The sequence below is a fragment of the Amycolatopsis echigonensis genome (assembly GCF_014174495.1).
Classification (GTDB): Bacteria; Actinomycetota; Actinomycetes; order Mycobacteriales; family Pseudonocardiaceae; genus Amycolatopsis; species Amycolatopsis echigonensis.
In genome coordinates, this window is the sequence record NZ_JACJHR010000018.1 from 63,372 (window position 1) to 80,437 (window position 17,066).

Genomic DNA, 17,066 nt, shown 5'->3' on the forward strand with positions numbered 1-17,066 from the left:
TCCCACGCACAGAAGGACCGCACATGAGCTCTGTCGAAACCCGCCCGGAGCAGACCGGGTCGAGCCTCATCCCGACGCTGCCGGGCGCGCACTACACCGATCCCGCGATCTTCGAACTCGAACAGTCGCGGATCTTCCAAGCGCACTGGTTCGCGGTCGCGCGCGGTTCGGACCTGCCGACCGCCGGGAATTTCCGGAAGGTCGACGTCGGCGGCGAAAGCGTGCTGCTCGTGCGCGGCCGCGACGGCGCTCTGCGCGCCTTCCTCAACGTCTGCCGCCACCGCGGTGCCCAGTTGTGCGTGGAGGACTCCGGCAGCGTCCGCCGGAACCTGCAGTGCCCCTACCACGCGTGGACCTACGGGCTCGACGGTTCGCTCGTCGCCGCGCCGAATCTCAACTCGATGGCGGACGTGGACCGGAAGGAATACGGGCTGATCCCGGTCGCGCTGCGGGAATGGCTCGGCACTGCCTGGGTGTGCCTCGCCGACGAGCCGCCTTCCTTCGAGGAGACGGTGCAGGGCGCGGTGACCGCCCGGCTGGGGGACCCGGCGGCGATCGACGGCTGGGGCATCGACACCCTCGTCGTCGGCCGCCGGATCGTCTACGACGTCAAGGCGAACTGGAAGCTGATCGTCGAGAACTTCATGGAGTGCTATCACTGCGCGACGATCCACCCGGAGCTCACCGAGGTCCTGCCGGAGTTCGCCGACGGGTACGCGGCGCAGTACTACGTGGGCCACGGCGCGGAATTCGGAGACGAGGTCGCCGGGTTCACCGTCGACGGCCGGGCCGGCTTCGACACCCTGTCCGGCGTCGGCGAGAACCACGACCGCCGCTACTACGCGATCACCGTCAACCCGCAGGTGTTCATCAACCTGGTGCCCGACCACGTGATCTTCCACCGGATGTACCCGATGGCGGTCGACCGCACGATCGTCGAATGCGACTGGCTGTACCCGCAGGAGGTCGTCGACAGCGGCGCGGACCTGGCGCATTCGGTCGAGCTCTTCCACCGGGTGAACCAGCAGGACTTCGACGCCTGCGAACGGTGCCAGCCGGCGATGTCCTCGAAGGCCTACGCCAAGGGCGGCGTGCTCGTCCCGTCCGAGCACCACATCGGCGAGTTCCGGGACTGGGCCGCCGCGGCGATCAGCTGACGGCGAGCGGGAAACACGGAGAGGTCCGAGGTCGACGGTGTCCGACGAATACCCCGAAGAAGCCGGATTGACAGTCCGCCCGCCGGCGACGCACGCGGCGGGGCTGAAGGCGGTCCGGGTTTCGCTCCGCCGCGCGCTGGCCCAGATGGGGCCGGCGAAATCGGCGAAGAACCTGTTGTCGCTCAACCAGGTCGACGGATTCGACTGCATGTCCTGCGCGTGGCCGGATCCGCTGGAGGGCCGGCACACCGCGGAGTTCTGCGAGAACGGCGCGAAAGCTGTCTCGTGGGAGGGGCAGCGCGACACCGTCGGCCCGGACTTCTTCGCCCGGCATTCGATCTCCGAGCTGGCCGGCCGGAGCGGGTACTGGCTGGAAAGCCAGGGCCGGCTGGCGCACCCGATGGTGCGCCGGGACGGTGCCGACCACTACGAGCCGATCTCCTGGGCTGACGCGTTCGCGCTCGTGGGCGAGCATTTGCGTGCACTCGAGTCCCAGGACGAGGCGCTCTTCTACACGTCCGGCCGGGCCTCGAATGAAGCCGCGTTCGTCTATCAGCTGTTCGCCCGCGCATTCGGCACCAACAACCTGCCGGACTGCTCGAACATGTGCCACGAGTCGACGTCCGTCGGCCTCGCCCGCACGATCGGCGTCGGCAAGGGCACGGTGACCCTCCAGGACCTGCACGAGGCCGACTTGATCGTGATCTCCGGCCAGAACCCGGGCACGAACCACCCGCGGATGCTGTCCGCGCTGGAAAAGGCCAAGCGCAACGGCGCCAAGATCCTCGCGGTCAACCCGCTGCGCGAGGCCGGGCTGCTCAAGTTCAACAATCCGCAGACCCCGCGGGGGCTGACGATCGGCACCGGCCTCGCCGACCGGTATCTGCGGATCCGGTCGAACGGCGACCTGGCCCTGTGGCGCGGCGTCGCCCGGCTGCTGCTGGAGGCCGAGGACGCGAATCCCGGCACGATCGTCGACCGCGAGTTCGTCCGGCAGTCGACCACCGGCTGGGAAGCCTGGGAAAAGCACGTCCGCGGCGTCGACTGGGACGAGGTCGTCGCCGCCACTGGGTTGGCTCGCGAGGAGATCGAAGCGGCCGCGGCGATGATGGCCGAGTCTCAGCGCACCGTGCACTGCTGGGCGATGGGGATCACCCAGCACCGCAACGCGGTCGCCACCGTGGGCGAGATCGTGAACGTCGCCCTGATGCGCGGAATGATCGGCAAGCCCGGTGCCGGGCTGTGTCCGGTGCGCGGCCATTCCAACGTCCAGGGCGACCGCACGATGGGCATCTGGGAAAAGCCTCCGGAGTCCTTTTTGGACGCACTGGGTGCGGAGTTCGGCTTCGAGCCGCCGCGCGAGCACGGGCACGACGCCGCCGACGCGGTGCGCGCGCTCCGGGACGGGCGCGCGAAGGTGTTTGTCGGGCTGGGCGGCAACTTCGCCGAGGCGATGTCCGACACCGCGGTCACCGAAGCGGCTCTGCGGTCCGCCGCGCTGACTGTGCAGATCTCCACCAAGCTGAACCGGAGCCACCTTGCCGCGGGCAAGGACGCCCTGATCCTGCCCGCGCTCGGCCGCACCGAACAGGACCACACCGGCGGCATCGTGCAGCGGGTCACCGTCGAAGACTCAATGTCGGTCGTCCACGCGTCCCGCGGGCGGGCGAAACCGGCCGCGCCGCTGCTGCGGTCGGAGGTGGCGATCGTCTGCGGAATGGCATACGCCGCGCTCGGCGACCGGTACGGCATTCCGTGGCCGGAATTCGCCGCCGATTACGCGCGGATCCGCGAGCGCATCGGCCGCGTGGTGCCCGGCTGCGAAGGATACGAAGAGAAAATCAGCCGGCACGCCGCTTTCACGCTTCCGCATCCGCCGCGCGACACGCGGACCTTTCCCACCCCCGAAGGCAAAGCGGTGTTCACGGTCAGCCCGCTCGAGGTGCTGACCGTGCCGGAGGGCCGGCTCATCCTCCAGACGCTGCGCAGCCACGACCAGTTCAACACCACCGTTTACGGGCTGGACGACCGCTACCGGGGCATCCGCTCCGGACGCCGGGTGGTCTTCGTGAACGAGGCGGACCTGCGCGAGCTGGGGTTGCGCGACGGAGACCACGTCGACCTGGTCTCGGAGTGGCCGGACGGCGAACGCCGGGCGCCGCGGTTCCGCCTCGTCGCCTACGACACGCCGAAGGGGTGCGCCGCCGCGTACTACCCGGAGACCAATCCGCTCGTCCCGCTCGATTCGCAAGCCCTGGAGTCCGGCACGCCGACGTCCAAGTCGGTCGTGGTCCGGCTCGAACCCGTTCGACCCGTCGAGTAAGGAGCAGGTGCACCATGGCACAGCACGTTCAGGGCGTCGTCGCCCTCGCCGAAGGCAAACCGGTGTCGGTCGAGACGATCGTCGTGCCGGACCCGGGCCCGGGAGAGGCGGTGGTGCGCGTCCAGGCCTGCGGGGTCTGCCACACCGACCTGCACTACCGCGAAGGCGGCATCAACGACGAGTTTCCCTTTCTCCTCGGACACGAGGCCGCCGGGACGGTGGAATCGGTCGGCGAAGGCGTGACCGACGTGGCCCCCGGCGACTTCGTGATCCTGAACTGGCGCGCGGTGTGCGGGCAGTGCCGCGCGTGCCGCAAGGGCAAACCCCAGTATTGCTTCGACACGCACAACGGGAAGCAGAAGATGACCTTGCTGTCGGGGCAGGAGCTGAGCCCGGCGCTGGGCATCGGGGCGTTCGCGGAGAAGACGCTCGTCGCGGCCGGGCAGTGCACGAAGGTGAATCCGCGGATCCCGCCCCAGGTCGCCGGCCTGCTCGGCTGCGGGGTGATGGCCGGTCTCGGCGCGGCGATCAACACCGGCGGGGTCGGCCGCGGCGATTCGGTCGCGGTCATCGGCTGCGGCGGGGTCGGCGACGCGGCGATCGCCGGTGCGGTCCTGGCCGGAGCCACGACGGTGATCGCCGTCGACCGGGATCCCCGGAAACTGGACAAGGCCAAGGAATTCGGCGCGACGCACACCGTCGACGCCCGGGATCTCGACGCGGTCGAGGCGATCGTCGGCTATACCGGCGGCTTCGGCGCGGACGTCGTGATCGACGCGGTGGGCCGGCCGGAGACGTGGAAACAGGCCTTCCGCGCCCGGGACCTGGCCGGCACCGTCGTCCTGGTCGGCGTGCCGACGCCGGAGATGACGGCACCGGAACTTCCGCTGATCGAGTACTTCTCCCGCGGCGGCGCGCTGAAATCCTCCTGGTACGGCGACTGCCTTCCGGAACGCGACTTCCCGGCGATGGTCGACCTCCACCTGCAGGGCCGGTTGCCGCTGGACAAGTTCGTCTCCGAGGAGATCGCGCTGGACTCCGTCGAGGACGCGTTCGAGAAGATGCGGCAGGGGAACGTGCTGCGCTCGGTGGTGGTCCTGTGAACCCGATCGAGCACCTCGTCACCTCCGGCACCTTCTCGCTGGACGGCGGCACCTGGGACGTCGACAACAACGTCTGGCTGATCGGCGACGACCGGGAGGTCCTGGTCCTCGACCCGGCGCACGACGCGAAGGCGATCGCGGAACAGGTGGGGGACCGGCGGGTCGTCGCCATCGTGTGCACTCACGGGCACGACGACCACATCGGCCAGGCACCGGTGCTGGCGGACACCTTCGGCGCGCCGATTCTGCTGCATCCCGACGAAGCGCCGCTGTGGGCGCTGACCCATCCGGATCGCCGGCCCGACGGGGAACTCCGGGACGGAGAAGTGCTGACCGCGGGCGGGATCGACCTGCGGGCGTTCGTCACGCCAGGGCATTCGCCCGGCTCGACGAGCCTGTACGCACCGGAGCTCAAGACCGTGTTCACTGGCGACACTCTGTTCCAGGGCGGCCCCGGCGCCACTGGCCGGTCGTTTTCCAGCTTCGACACCATCATCGCCTCGATCCGGGACACGTTGCTGACCCTGCCCGAGGACACGGCAGTGCGCACCGGCCACGGCGAAAGCACCACGATCGGCGCCGAAGCCCCGCATCTCGCGGAATGGCTCGCGCGCGGGCACTGATCACCCGGAAACCGCCCCGGAACGGCTCTTGACCCGGCTCTCCTCGCCGACTTAGCCTGACCCTTATCTGATATATCAATCGTCTACTACGAAGGAATCGGGGACTGCCGCATGTCCGTCACGGTCGATCGTCAGGAGAGCAGCGCCGCTCAGGTGCTGGGGCTTCCGCTGGCTCAAGCGGATCCCGAGGTGCACGCGGCGGTCGGCCGGGAGCTGGGCCGGCAGCGGCGGACGCTGGAAATGATCGCGAGCGAGAACTTCGCGCCGCTCAGCGTGATGCAGGCGCAGGGCTCGGTGCTGACCAACAAATACGCCGAGGGCTACCCAGGCCGCCGGTACTACGGCGGCTGCGAGCACGTCGACGAGGTCGAGCAGCTGGCGATCGACCGGGCGAAGGCGCTGTTCGGCGCGGAGTTCGCGAACGTGCAGCCGCATTCGGGCGCGCAGGCCAATTCGGCGGTGCTCAACGCGCTGCTGAAGCCGGGCGAGACGTTCCTGGGCCTGGACCTCGCGCACGGGGGACATCTGACGCACGGGATGCGGTTGACGTTCTCGGGTAAGTACTTCACTCCCGTGCCGTACCACGTGCGCGAGAGCGACCACCTCGTCGACATGGCGGAGGTGGAACGGCTGGCGAAGGAACACCAGCCGAAGCTGATCGTCGCGGGGTGGTCGGCGTACCCGCGGCAGCTGGACTTCGCGGAGTTCCGCCGGATCGCCGACGAGGCCGGGGCGTACTTGATGGTCGACATGGCGCATTTCGCGGGGCTGGTGGCGGCGGGGCTGCATCCGTCGCCGGTGCCGCACGCGCACGTGGTGACCTCGACGACGCACAAGACCCTCGGCGGACCGCGCGGCGGGGTCGTGCTGGCGACGGCGGACCTGGGCAAGAAGCTGAACTCGAGCGTGTTCCCGGGACAGCAGGGCGGTCCGCTGGAGCACGTGATCGCGGCGAAGGCGGTCGCGTTCAAGCTCGCCGGGGAGCCCGCTTTCCGGGAGCGGCAGGAGCGGACGCTGGCCGGGGCGAAGATCCTGGCCGAGCGGCTGCTGGCGGAGGAGAACGTCGGGGTGGTCTCCGGCGGGACGGACGTGCATCTGGTCCTCGTCGACCTGCGGGAGTCCGCATTGGACGGTCAGCAGGCGGAGGATCGGCTGCACCGCGCGGGAATCACGGTGAACCGCAACGCGGTCCCGTTCGACCCGCGGCCGCCGATGGTGTCCTCGGGCGTCCGGATCGGGACGCCGGCGCTGGCCGCGCGCGGGTTCGGCGCCGAGGATTTCGCGGAGGTGGCCGACGTGATCGCGCTGGCCTTGCGGCCGGAGACCGGAGAGTCCGAATTGGACGCGTTGGCCGCGCGCGTCTCGGCACTGGCCGAGCGGCACCCGCTCTACCCGGAGGTGGTCGCATGACCGTCGCACCCGGTGCGCACCTGCCCGAACACCCGGATTTCCTGTGGCGCAACCCGGAACCGAAGAAGACCTACGACGTCGTGATCGTGGGCGGCGGCGGGCACGGCCTGGCGACCGCCTACTACCTGGCCAAGAACCACGGCATCACGAATGTCGCGGTGCTGGAGCGCGGCTGGCTCGCGGGCGGGAACATGGCCCGCAACACGACGCTGATCCGCTCGAACTACCTGTGGGACGAGTCGGCGGCGATCTACGAGCACGCGCTGAAGCTGTGGGAAGGGCTGGAGGACGACCTCGGCTACCCGATCCTGTTCTCCCAGCGCGGCGTGCTGAACCTCGCGCACACCGAGCAGGACGTGCGCGACTCCGTCCGCCGGGTCGAGGCGAACAAGCTCAACGGCGTCGACGCGGAATGGCTGGGGCCGGACGAGGTCGCGAAGATCTGCCCGATCGTGAACGTGTCCGACGACATCCGGTATCCGGTGCAGGGCGCGACGTACCAGCCGCGCGCGGGAATCGCGAAACACGACTACGTCGCTTGGGGTTTCGCCACCCGCGCCGACGAGGCCGGGATCGACCTGATCCAGGACTGCGAGGTCACCGGGTTCACCGTGGACGGCGACCGCGTCACCGGCGTGCGGACCAGCCGCGGCGACATCGGGTGCGGGACGGTCGCGTTGTGCGCGGCCGGGCACACCTCGGTGCTGCTCGACCAGCTGGGCGTGCGGTCGCCGTTGCAGTCGCATCCCTTGCAGGCGCTGGTGTCCGAGCTGCTGGAGCCGGTGCATCCGACGATCGTGATGTCGAACGCGGTGCACGTCTACGTTTCGCAGGCGCACAAGGGCGAGCTGGTGATGGGCGCGGGCGTGGATTCCTACAACGGCTACGGCCAGCGCGGCGCGTTCCACATCATCGAGCGGCAGATGGCCGCGGCGGTGGAGCTGTTCCCGGTGTTCGCGCGTGCGCATCTGCTGCGGTCGTGGGCCGGGATCGTGGACGTCACGCCGGACGCGTCGCCGATCGTCGGGCACACGCCGTACGAGAACGTGTTCGTCAACGCCGGGTGGGGAACCGGCGGGTTCAAGGCGACGCCGGGACTGGGCTGGTGCTTCGCGCACACCGTCGCACACGGCGAGCCGCATCCGTACGTCGCGCCGTTCGGCCTCGACCGTTTCGCCACCGGTGCGCTCGTCGACGAGCACGGCGCCGCAGCCGTCGCGCACTGAGAGGACTTGCCATGCAACTGATTCGCTGCCCGTGGTGCGGGCCGCGCGAGGAAACCGAATTCCACTACGGCGGACAGGCCGAGGTCGCCTATCCCGCCCGGCCCGCGGACCTGTCCGACCAGGAATGGGCCGAGTTCGTGTTCTACCGCGACAACCCCAAGGGCCCGTTCGCCGAACGCTGGAGCCACGCGACCGGGTGCCGCAAATGGTTCAACGCCGTCCGCGACACCCGCAGCTACGCATTCCTTGCCACGTATCGGATCGGCGAACCGCGCCCGGAGGTGACCGCATGAGCGCCGCTTGCCAGCGAATCATCGCCATTCATGCTGTCGCCTCCCGGACAGCCAGCGTGAAACTCCTCAAGGAGGCGACGGCATGAGCCGAGTCAACGGCTACGGCCGCGTCGACCGGAGCAAGACGCTCACGTTCACCTTCGACGGCCGCAGCTACACCGGGCATCCCGGCGACACGCTCGCGTCGGCATTGCTGGCCAACGGCGTGCATCGCCTCGGGACCAGCGTGAAATTCGGCCGACCGCGCGGGATCGGCGCGGCGTGGACCGAGGACCCGACCGGCCTGGTGCAGATCGAGGAGCCGTTCCCCGAACCGATGCTGCAGGCGTCGGTCGTGGAACTGGTCGACGGACTCGTCGCGCGTGGCGTGCCCGGGCAGGGGCGGCTGGCCGAGATCGCCGACACCGCGCGGTACGACCGCAAGCACACCCACACCGACACCCTCGTGATCGGCGCCGGACCGGCCGGGCTGCACGCCGCCCGGTCAGCCGCGCGAACGGGGCAGAGCGTGGTGCTGGTCGACGACCGCGCTACACCCGGCGGAATGCTGACCGGTACTGAACAACTGGACGGCAAACCGGCACCGGAGTTCGTCGAAGACGTCGTGGCCGAACTGGCGGCGAACCCGGACGTGCTGCACCTGCAGCGCACCACGGCGTTCGGCCAGTACGACGACGGATTCGTCCTCGCGCTGGAGCGGCGCACCGACCATCTCGGACCGGACGCGGCGGGCGCCCGGCAGCGGGTCCACCGGATCCGCGCGCAGCACGTCGTCGTCGCGACGGGCGCGCACGAACGGCCGATCGTGTTCGAGGACAACGACCGGCCCGGGATCATGCTCGCTTCCTCGGCGCGGGACTTCCTGCACCGCTACGGCGTTCTCGTCGGCCGCGAGGTCGTCGTGTTCACCAGCGACGACCGTGCCTACGCGGCGGCGGTCGACCTCGCCGGCGCCGGGGCGCACGTGACCGTCCTGGACGCGCGCGACACGCTGCCGCGCGAGGAAGAGGCGCGGGCGAACGCGCACGGCGTGACCGTGCATCCGTCCACTGTGGTCACCGGAACCGAAGGCGGCACCCGGGTCTCCGCGGTGCTCGCCACGACCCCGGACGGACGGGTGCGGCTGCCCGCGGACACGCTGCTGGTCTCGGGCGGCTGGAATCCGACCGTGCATTTGTTCAGCCACATCAAGGGCGCGCTGGCTTATGACGCGGCACTCGGCGCGTTCCGCCCGGCCGCTCCGCTGCCCGGGGTCGCTGTGATCGGGGCCGCGAACGGGGACTTCGACTCAGCCACTCCGACCAAGATCCTCTGGCGCACCGACGGCGATCCGGCACGGCAGTTCGTGGACATCCAGCGCGACGCGACCGTCGCCGACATCCGGCGCGCGGTCGGCGCGGCGCTGCGTTCGGTGGAACACGTCAAGCGCTACACCACGATCGGCACCGCCCACGACCAAGGCAAGACGTCCGGCGTGCTCGCCTCGGGCATCACTGCCGAACTGCTCGGCCGCCCGATCGAGGAACTCGGTACGACCACGTTCCGACCGCCGTACACGCCGGTCGCCTTCGCGGCGCTGGCCGGACGCGAGCGCGGCAGCCTGTTCGACCCGGAACGGGTCACCTCGCTGCACGACTGGCACCTCGAGGCCGGAGCGGTGTTCGAGGACGTCGGCCAGTGGAAGCGGGCCCGCTACTACCCGCAGCCGGGCGAGGACATGGACGCCGCGGTGCTGCGCGAGTGCGCCGCGGTCCGCGGCGGGGTCGGCATGCTCGACGGGTCCACCCTCGGCAAGATCGACGTGCAAGGACCGGACGCGGGCGAGTTCCTCGACCGGCTCTACACGAACATGATGAGCACGCTGAAGGTCGGCCGGGTCCGCTACGGCGTCATGTGCGGCAACGACGGCATGTTGCTCGACGACGGCACTGTCCTGCGCATCGCGGAGAACAGGTATCTGGTCACCACGACCACCGGCGGCGCGGCGGCCGTGCTGGACTGGATGGAGGAGTGGCTCCAGACCGAGTGGACCGACCTGAAGGTGTATCTGGCGTCGGTCACCGAGCACTGGTCGGTGTTCCCGGTCGTCGGGCCGCGTTCGCGCGACGTGCTCGCCGAAGTGTTCCCGGACGTCGACGTTTCCAACGACGCGTTCCCGTTCATGTCCTGGCAGGACACCGTGCTGGACGGAGTGCCGGTGCGGCTGGCGCGGATCTCGTTCTCCGGCGAGCTGGCGTGGGAAGTGAACGTCAACTCCTGGTACGCGCCGGCGTTGTGGGAGCGGCTGCTGGCGGCCGGGGAGCAGTACGGAATCACGCCCTACGGCACGGAAACCATGCACGTCCTGCGCGCGGAGAAGGGCTACCCGATCATCGGCCAGGACACCGACGGCACGGTCAGCCCGCAGGATCTCGGCATGAGCTGGGCGGTGTCGAAGAAGAAGGAAGACTTCATCGGCAAACGCTCGTTTTCCCGGCCGGAGAACCACAATCCGCTGCGCAAGCAGTTCGTGTCGCTGCTGCCCACCGACCGCAGCACGCGGCTGCCGGAGGGATCGCAGATCGTGGAACGCTGCCCGGACGGGAAGCTGCCCGACCCGCCGGTGCCGATGCTCGGACACGTCACCTCCAGCTACCGCAGCGCGGAGCTGGGCCGGCCGTTCGCGCTCGCCCTGGTGAAGAACGGACGCGCCCGCGTCGGGGACGTCGTGCACGTCCCGGTCGGCGGCGTCCTCGTCGAGGCCGAAATCGGCAGCACCGTGCTGGTCGACCCGGAAGGAGCCCGCCGCGATGGCTGACGTCCTGTATCGCACCCACCCGCTCACCGCCTGGCAGCCCGCCCTCGATGCGCTCGGCGACGAGATCGCCGGCTGCACTGTCGACGCCGAGAATCCGGTGGCCGCCGTCGATGTCCGTGTCGACCCGGACGGGTGCGGCCTCGCGGCGCTGGGCCGGGTGCTGGGCGCGGCGTTGCCGACCGAACCGAACACCTGGACCCCGACCGGTCAAGGCCAGCTGGTGTGGCTCGGTCCCGACGAATGGCTGGTGACGGACGCGAACGCGCTGCCGCACGAGCTCGAGGAAGACTTGAGCTGGGTCGTGTCCGCCTACGACGGCGCGGTCGTCGACGTGTCCGCGCAACGGACCAGCCTGCGGTTGCGCGGGGCCAAGGCGCGGGAGCTGCTGTCCTTCGGCTGCTCGCTCGACCTGCGGCCGGCGAAGTTCCCCGCCGGCGCCTGCGCGCAGACCGCCGTCGGCCAGGCCGGCGTGCTGCTGCTCGCCCTCGGCAAGGACGACCTGCGGCTCTTCGTCCGGCCGTCCTTCGCCGGCTACCTCGCCGAATGGCTGCTCGACGCGGCCGAGGAATTCCGCGCCCCCTAGCACTTTTCCCGCAGCGGCCGTCCCCTTCAGGAGAGATCCCATGAGCACCACCCCCCGCGTCGTCGTCATCGGAGCCGGGATCGTCGGCGCCAACCTCGCCGACGAGCTCACCGAGCGCGGCTGGACCGAGGTCACCGTTCTCGACCAAGGCCCGCTTCCGCTCGCCGGCGGCTCCACCTCGCACGCGCCCGGCTTGGTCTTCCAGACCAACGGATCCCGGACCATGACCCGCTTCGCGACCTACACCGTCGAGAAGTTCAAGAGCCTCGACGTCGACGGCGCCTGGTGTTTCAACCAGGTCGGCGGACTGGAGATTGCGACCACGCCGGAGCGGCTGGCCGACCTGCACCGCAAGCAGGGCTGGGCGACCTCGTGGGGCGTGCCCGGCGAGGTCGTCGGACCGGAGCGCTGCGCGGAGCTGTACCCGCTGCTCGACCGCGACCAGGTGCTCGGCGGGTTCCACACGCCCACCGACGGCCTGGCCAAGGCGTCCCGGGCGGTCACGGCGCTGGCCCGGCGCGCGCAGTCGCGCGGCGCGGTCTTCCGAGGCTCGACGCGCGTCACGGAAGTCCTCCAGCAGGGCGGGCGCGTCACCGGCGTGCGGACCGCCGCCGGGGACGAGATCCCGGCCGACATCGTCGTGTCGTGCGCCGGGTTCTGGGGACCGGCGGTGGGCGAACTGGCCGGGATGCGGGTGCCGCTGCTGCCGGTGGCGCACCAGTACGCGCGCACCGGGCAGGTCGCCGGGCTCGTCGGCCGCAACGACGAGCAGATCGAAGCGCGCCTGCCGATCCTTCGCCACCAAGACCGCGACCTGTACTACCGCGAGCACAACGACCGGCTGGGCATCGGCACGTACGCGCACCGCCCGATGCCGGTGCGGCTGGGCGACCTGCCCGAGGTCGAGGACGGCGACCTCACCGAGGCGGCGATGCCGTCGATGCTGCCGTTCACCGAAGAGGACTTCGCGCCGTCGTGGGAGGCCAGCAAGCAGCTGCTGCCCTCGCTGCGGGACAGCAAGATCGACACCGGGTTCAACGGGATCATGTCGTTCACCCCGGACGGCGGCCCGCTCGTCGGGGAATCCCCGGACGTGGCCGGGTTCTGGATCGCCGAAGCGGTGTGGGTGACCCATTCCGCGGGCGTCGCGCGCTCCGTCGCGCAGCTGCTGGTCGACGGCCGCAGCGAGATCGAGCTGCACGGCTGCGACGTGCACCGGTTCGACGAGATCGAAACCACTCAGTCCTATGTGGACGAGACCGCGCAGCGGAACTTCGTCGAGGTCTACGACGTGCTGCACCCGTTGCAGCCCAAGCTGTCGCCGCGCGACCTGCGGGTGAGCCCGTTCCACGCGCGGCAGAAGGAACTCGGCGCGTTCTTCCTCGAAGCGCACGGGTGGGAGCGGCCCCACTGGTACGAGGCCAATGCCCGCCTGGTCAAGGAGTTGCCGGCCGAATGGCAGCCGCCGTCGCGCGACGCGTGGTCGGCGATGTTCCATTCGCCGATCGCGGCGGCCGAAGCGTGGAAGACGCGGACGGCGGTGGCGATGTACGACATGACGCCGCTGAAGCGGATCGAGGTCTTCGGCAGCGGCGCGGTGGCGTTCCTGCAGCGGCTGACCACCGGCAAGATGGACAAGTCGGTCGGGTCGGTGACCTACACGCTGGCGTTGGACGAAGCCGGCGGGATCCGCAGCGACCTGACCGTCGCGCGGCTCGGCGAGCAGCTGTTCCAGGTCGGCGCCAACGGAAACCTCGATCTGGACTACTTCCGCCGGCAGGCGCCCGCGGACGGCAGCGTGCAGCTGCGCGACATCACCGGCGGCACCTGCTGCGTCGGGGTCTGGGGGCCGCTGGCCCGAGACCTGGTCCAGCCGTTGACCGACGACGACTTCTCCCACGAGGCGCTGAAGTACTTCCGGCTCAAGCACGCGACCATCGCCGGGATCCCGGTCGTCGCGATGCGACTGTCCTATGTGGGCGAACTGGGCTGGGAGATCTACACCAGCGCCGAATACGGGCAGCGGCTGTGGGACGCGCTGTTCGAAGCCGGTCGTCCGCTCGGAGTGATCGCCGCGGGCCGGGCCGCGTTCAACAGCCTGCGCCTGGAGAAGGGCTACCGCGCTTGGGGTTCGGACATGAACACCGAGCACAACCCGTACGAAGCCGGGCTGGGTTTCGCGGTCAACGCCAAGAAGACCGGCTATGTCGGCTGCGACGCGGTCGCCGAGCTGAGCAACGACACCGTGTCCCGCCGCCTCGCCTGCCTGACCGTCGACGACGGCCGCAGCGTGGTCCTCGGGCACGAGCCGGTGTTCCTGGACGGCGAACCGGCCGGGTACGTCACCTCCGCGGCGTTCGGGCACACGATCGGCAAGCCGGTCGCGTACGCCTGGCTGCCCGCGTCGGCGACGGTCGGCACCCAGGTGGAAATCCAGTACTTCGACCGGCGGGTGCGGGCGACCGTGACCGCGGAACCGCTGGTCGACCCGGAAATGGCGCGGATCCGTCGCTGAGCGGCGAGAACAGGACGACACCCATGCGCACGGAAACCCTCGACGCGTTCCTGGATTCGCTGGCCGGGCGGGTGCCCGCGCCCGGCGGCGGAGCGAGCGCGGCACTGCACGCGGCTCAGGGCGCCGCGCTCGCCGGCATGGTCGCCCGGTACAGCGTCGGCCCGAAATACGCCGAGCACGCTGGAACGATCGCGAAAATCTGCGACAGCGCCGACGACCTGCGCGAGCAGGCCTCGGTGCTCGCCGAACAGGACATCGCCGTCTTCAGCCGGGTCGGCGCGGCCTACGCGCTGCCTCGCGCGACCGACTCCGACAAGGCGGCCCGCTCCGCCGCGATCGCGGACGCACTGATCGCGGCGGGACGAGTCCCGGCCGCGGTGCTCGCGGTGGCCGAGCAAGTGCTCGGGCTCGCCGAGCAACTGCTGCCGATCGGCAACCGGAACGTCGTCAGCGACGTCGCGGCGTCCGCCGACGCGGCCCGGGCCGCTGCCTCCACTGCCCGGGTGAACGTCGAGATCAACCTCGCCGGCATCACCGACGCCGAGGCGCGCGCGGAACTGTCCGGTGCGCTCGCGCCGGTCGACGATCTCCTCGCGCGTGCCGACGCGCTGACCGCCGCGGTGCGGGAGGTGATCGCCCGATGACCGCGGTGCTGAGCGGGACCGAACTGGCCCGGAACCTTCGCGCGGAAGTCACCGCGGCCGCGGCGGCGCTGACCGGGGCCGGGACCTCGGCCCGGCTCGCGGTGGTCGTCGCCACCGACGACGAGTCGAGCGCGTGGTACGTCCGCTCGATCGCCGGTGCGGCGCGGAAAACCGGCATCGACTGCGACGTCGTCGACCTAGGGCCGCAGGCGAAGCCCGGGCAGATCCGCGCCGCGCTGACGGCCTTGAGCGAGGATCCGGCCGTGCACGGGATCATGCTGCAGACGCCGTTGCCGGACGGTGCCCATTTCGAAGATCTCGCCTCGGCGATCGCCCCGGAGAAGGACGTCGACGGAGCGAATCCGCTTTCCCTGGGCAGACTGAGCGCGGGGCTTCCGGCGTTCGCGCCCGCGACCGCCGCCGCGGTGCTCGCGCTGCTGGACCACTACGACGTCCCGCTCGCGGGGCGCACCGCGGTCGTGGTCGGGCGGTCGAACGTCGTCGGGAAACCGGCCGCGCAGCTGCTGTTGCAGCGGGACGCGACCGTGGCCGTCTGCCACCGCCACACCAAGGACCTCGCCGCACTGACCCGCCCGGCGGACGTCCTCGTGGTCGCGGTCGGCCAGCCGGGCCTGATCAAGGCCGAGCACGTCGGCCCGGACGCGATCGTCGTCGACGTCGGCACCAACCCGACGGCCGACGGCGGGCTCGTCGGCGACGTGGACGAACGGGCCGTCTCCGGCCGCGCGGGCGGGCTCACCCCGGTGCCCGGCGGAGTCGGCCCGGTGACGACCGCCCTGCTGCTTCGGCAGACCATCCAATCGGCAGCCGGGAGATTCCCGTGACGACAGGAACGCTGCGGTCTCCCGCCCACGAGACACTGCTGGGGAAGCTGAGCCGGCCAGGGCACCTGGTCTGCGGAATCGTCAACGTCACGCCCGATTCCTTCTCCGACGGCGGGCGCGACCCGGCCGCCGCCCTCGACCACGCGCTCCGGCTCGCCGACGAGGGCGCCGACCTGCTCGACATCGGGGGCGAGTCCACCCGGCCGGGCGCGCATCCGCCCTCGCTCCAGGAAGAACTGGACCGGGTCACCGGGGTCATCGAGCAGCTGGCCGCCCGCGTGCCCGTGCCGTTGTCGATCGACACCTCCCGGCCGCAGGTGATGGACGCGGCGGTCCGGGCGGGAGCCGTCTTGATCAACGACGTGCGGGCGCTGCGGTACCCGGACGCGGTGGAGACGGCGGCCCGGCTCGGCGTGCCGGTCTGCCTGACGCACATGCTGCGGCCGCCGCACGCGATGCAGCAGGACCCGCGCTACGACGATGTCGTGGCCGAGGTGCGGGAGTTCCTCCGCGACCGGATGGACGCGTGCCTGCGGGCCGGGATCCCGCGCGAGCACCTGGTCGTCGACCCGGGGTTCGGATTCGGCAAGACGCTGGAGCACAACCTGGCGCTGCTGCGGTCTCTCGGCCGGTTCGCCGACCTCGGCGCGCCGGTCATGGCCGGGCTCTCCCGCAAGGCGATGCTCGGCCGGCTGACCGGCCGCCCGGTCGGGCAGCGGGAGGCCGCCTCGGTCGCCGCGGCGATGGTGGCGGCGCAGCGCGGGGCGAAGATCCTCCGCGTCCACGACGTGGCCGCGACGGCCGACGCGCTCACCGTCCTGGCGGCGGCATGACCACGGCAGCCGCGCAGGCGGCGTCAGATGACCGCGCGCACGGCTTTCTCGAAGCCGGTCACGTGCTCGCGAGCCAGCCGTTCGGCGGTCTTCGCCTTGCCACTGGCGATCGCGCGCAGCAGGCCGACGTGCTCCTCGACGTGCTGGTCGAAATGCGGCATCCGGTCGAGGAAAAGACAGAAGATCCGGGTGGCGAGGTTGTTGTAGCGGACCAGGGTGTCTTCCAGATGCGGGTTCCCGGCCGCCCGGTAGATCGCGCGGTGCACGCGCAGGTCCCACTTCATCAGGGTGTCCCGGTCCAGGGCGCGGGCGTCGGTGTCCTGGAGGTCGTCGGCGAGCTCCGCGAGGCGGGTCCGCACCGGTCCGGCCGCGCTGTCCGCGGCCCGGCGGGCGGCCAGCGGCTCGAGCTGGACGCGGATTTCCGAGATATAGGCCAGGTCCGTGATGTCCACGGCGGTCGCGAACGTCCCGCGGCGCGGGTAGGACACCACGAGCCGGTCGGTCTCCAGGCGCTTGAGCGCCTCGCGGACCGGCGTGCGGCCGACGCCCAGCGAGGCGCTCAACGCGGCGTCGTCGATCGCGGACATCGGCGGGATGTCCAGCATGATCAGCTGGTCCTGGATGGCCGCGTAAGCGCGGTCGGCGAGCGACGCGGGCAGCTGGTCGGGTTCATCGCGAGCAAGGGTCACGAAACCCATGGTAAGCCCGGGAAAC

Annotated in this window: 14 protein-coding genes; 13 read left to right on the forward strand and 1 reads right to left on the reverse strand. The window is 70.6% G+C overall.

The features are described 5' to 3' along the window. Positions 1–23: 23 nt before the first annotated feature. From H5411_RS15045 to folP, 13 genes are all read left to right on the forward strand, one after another. Positions 24–1,157 (forward strand): aromatic ring-hydroxylating oxygenase subunit alpha, encoded by a 1,134-nt coding sequence (locus H5411_RS15045; RefSeq protein ID WP_101433912.1) that lies wholly within the window; start codon positions 24–26, stop codon positions 1,155–1,157. Positions 1,158–1,194: 37 nt separating this feature from the next. Next, the gene (locus H5411_RS15050; RefSeq protein WP_101433911.1) at positions 1,195–3,480 is read left to right on the forward strand and encodes an FdhF/YdeP family oxidoreductase; all 2,286 of its coding nucleotides are present in this window, start codon (positions 1,195–1,197) and stop codon (positions 3,478–3,480) included. A gap of 14 nt (positions 3,481–3,494) precedes the next feature. After that, a complete protein-coding gene (locus H5411_RS15055) occupies positions 3,495–4,583 on the forward strand; it encodes an S-(hydroxymethyl)mycothiol dehydrogenase (protein WP_101433910.1) in 1,089 nt (362 codons plus the stop codon). After that, complete coding sequence (locus H5411_RS15060; protein ID WP_101433909.1) at positions 4,580–5,206, forward strand: MBL fold metallo-hydrolase; 627 nt, start codon at positions 4,580–4,582, stop codon at positions 5,204–5,206. The genes H5411_RS15055 and H5411_RS15060 overlap by 4 nt, the downstream gene beginning before the upstream one ends. A gap of 111 nt (positions 5,207–5,317) precedes the next feature. Then, positions 5,318–6,616: a serine hydroxymethyltransferase gene (locus H5411_RS15065; protein WP_183124137.1), complete on the forward strand. Its 1,299-nt coding sequence runs from the start codon at positions 5,318–5,320 to the stop codon at positions 6,614–6,616. Then, positions 6,613–7,842, forward strand: a complete 1,230-nt coding sequence (locus H5411_RS15070; protein ID WP_183124138.1) for a sarcosine oxidase subunit beta family protein — start codon at positions 6,613–6,615, stop codon at positions 7,840–7,842. The genes H5411_RS15065 and H5411_RS15070 overlap by 4 nt, the downstream gene beginning before the upstream one ends. Before the next feature lie 11 nt (positions 7,843–7,853). Further along, the gene (locus H5411_RS15075) at positions 7,854–8,135 is read left to right on the forward strand and encodes a sarcosine oxidase subunit delta (protein ID WP_101433906.1); all 282 of its coding nucleotides are present in this window, start codon (positions 7,854–7,856) and stop codon (positions 8,133–8,135) included. Positions 8,136–8,217: 82 nt separating this feature from the next. Further along, on the forward strand, positions 8,218–10,932 hold the full coding sequence (locus H5411_RS15080; RefSeq protein ID WP_183124139.1) for a 2Fe-2S iron-sulfur cluster-binding protein: 2,715 nt from the start codon (positions 8,218–8,220) through the stop codon (positions 10,930–10,932). Then, on the forward strand, positions 10,925–11,515 hold the full coding sequence (locus H5411_RS15085) for a sarcosine oxidase subunit gamma (RefSeq protein WP_101433904.1): 591 nt from the start codon (positions 10,925–10,927) through the stop codon (positions 11,513–11,515). Before H5411_RS15080 ends, H5411_RS15085 begins: the two co-directional genes overlap by 8 nt. Before the next feature lie 40 nt (positions 11,516–11,555). Further along, positions 11,556–14,030 (forward strand): GcvT family protein, encoded by a 2,475-nt coding sequence (locus H5411_RS15090; RefSeq protein ID WP_183124140.1) that lies wholly within the window; start codon positions 11,556–11,558, stop codon positions 14,028–14,030. A gap of 23 nt (positions 14,031–14,053) precedes the next feature. After that, positions 14,054–14,674, forward strand: coding sequence for a cyclodeaminase/cyclohydrolase family protein (locus H5411_RS15095; protein WP_183124141.1), 621 nt, complete (start codon positions 14,054–14,056; stop codon positions 14,672–14,674). Next, complete coding sequence (locus tag H5411_RS15100) at positions 14,671–15,519, forward strand: bifunctional 5,10-methylenetetrahydrofolate dehydrogenase/5,10-methenyltetrahydrofolate cyclohydrolase (RefSeq protein WP_183124142.1); 849 nt, start codon at positions 14,671–14,673, stop codon at positions 15,517–15,519. Before H5411_RS15095 ends, H5411_RS15100 begins: the two co-directional genes overlap by 4 nt. Beyond that, a complete protein-coding gene (folP, locus tag H5411_RS15105; RefSeq protein WP_183124143.1) occupies positions 15,516–16,352 on the forward strand; it encodes a dihydropteroate synthase in 837 nt (278 codons plus the stop codon). The genes H5411_RS15100 and folP overlap by 4 nt, the downstream gene beginning before the upstream one ends. Before the next feature lie 23 nt (positions 16,353–16,375). Here the strand turns inward: folP and H5411_RS15110 are convergent, their stop codons facing one another. Further along, complete coding sequence (locus H5411_RS15110; protein WP_101433899.1) at positions 16,376–17,050, reverse strand: GntR family transcriptional regulator; 675 nt, start codon at positions 17,048–17,050, stop codon at positions 16,376–16,378. Positions 17,051–17,066: the final 16 nt, after the last annotated feature.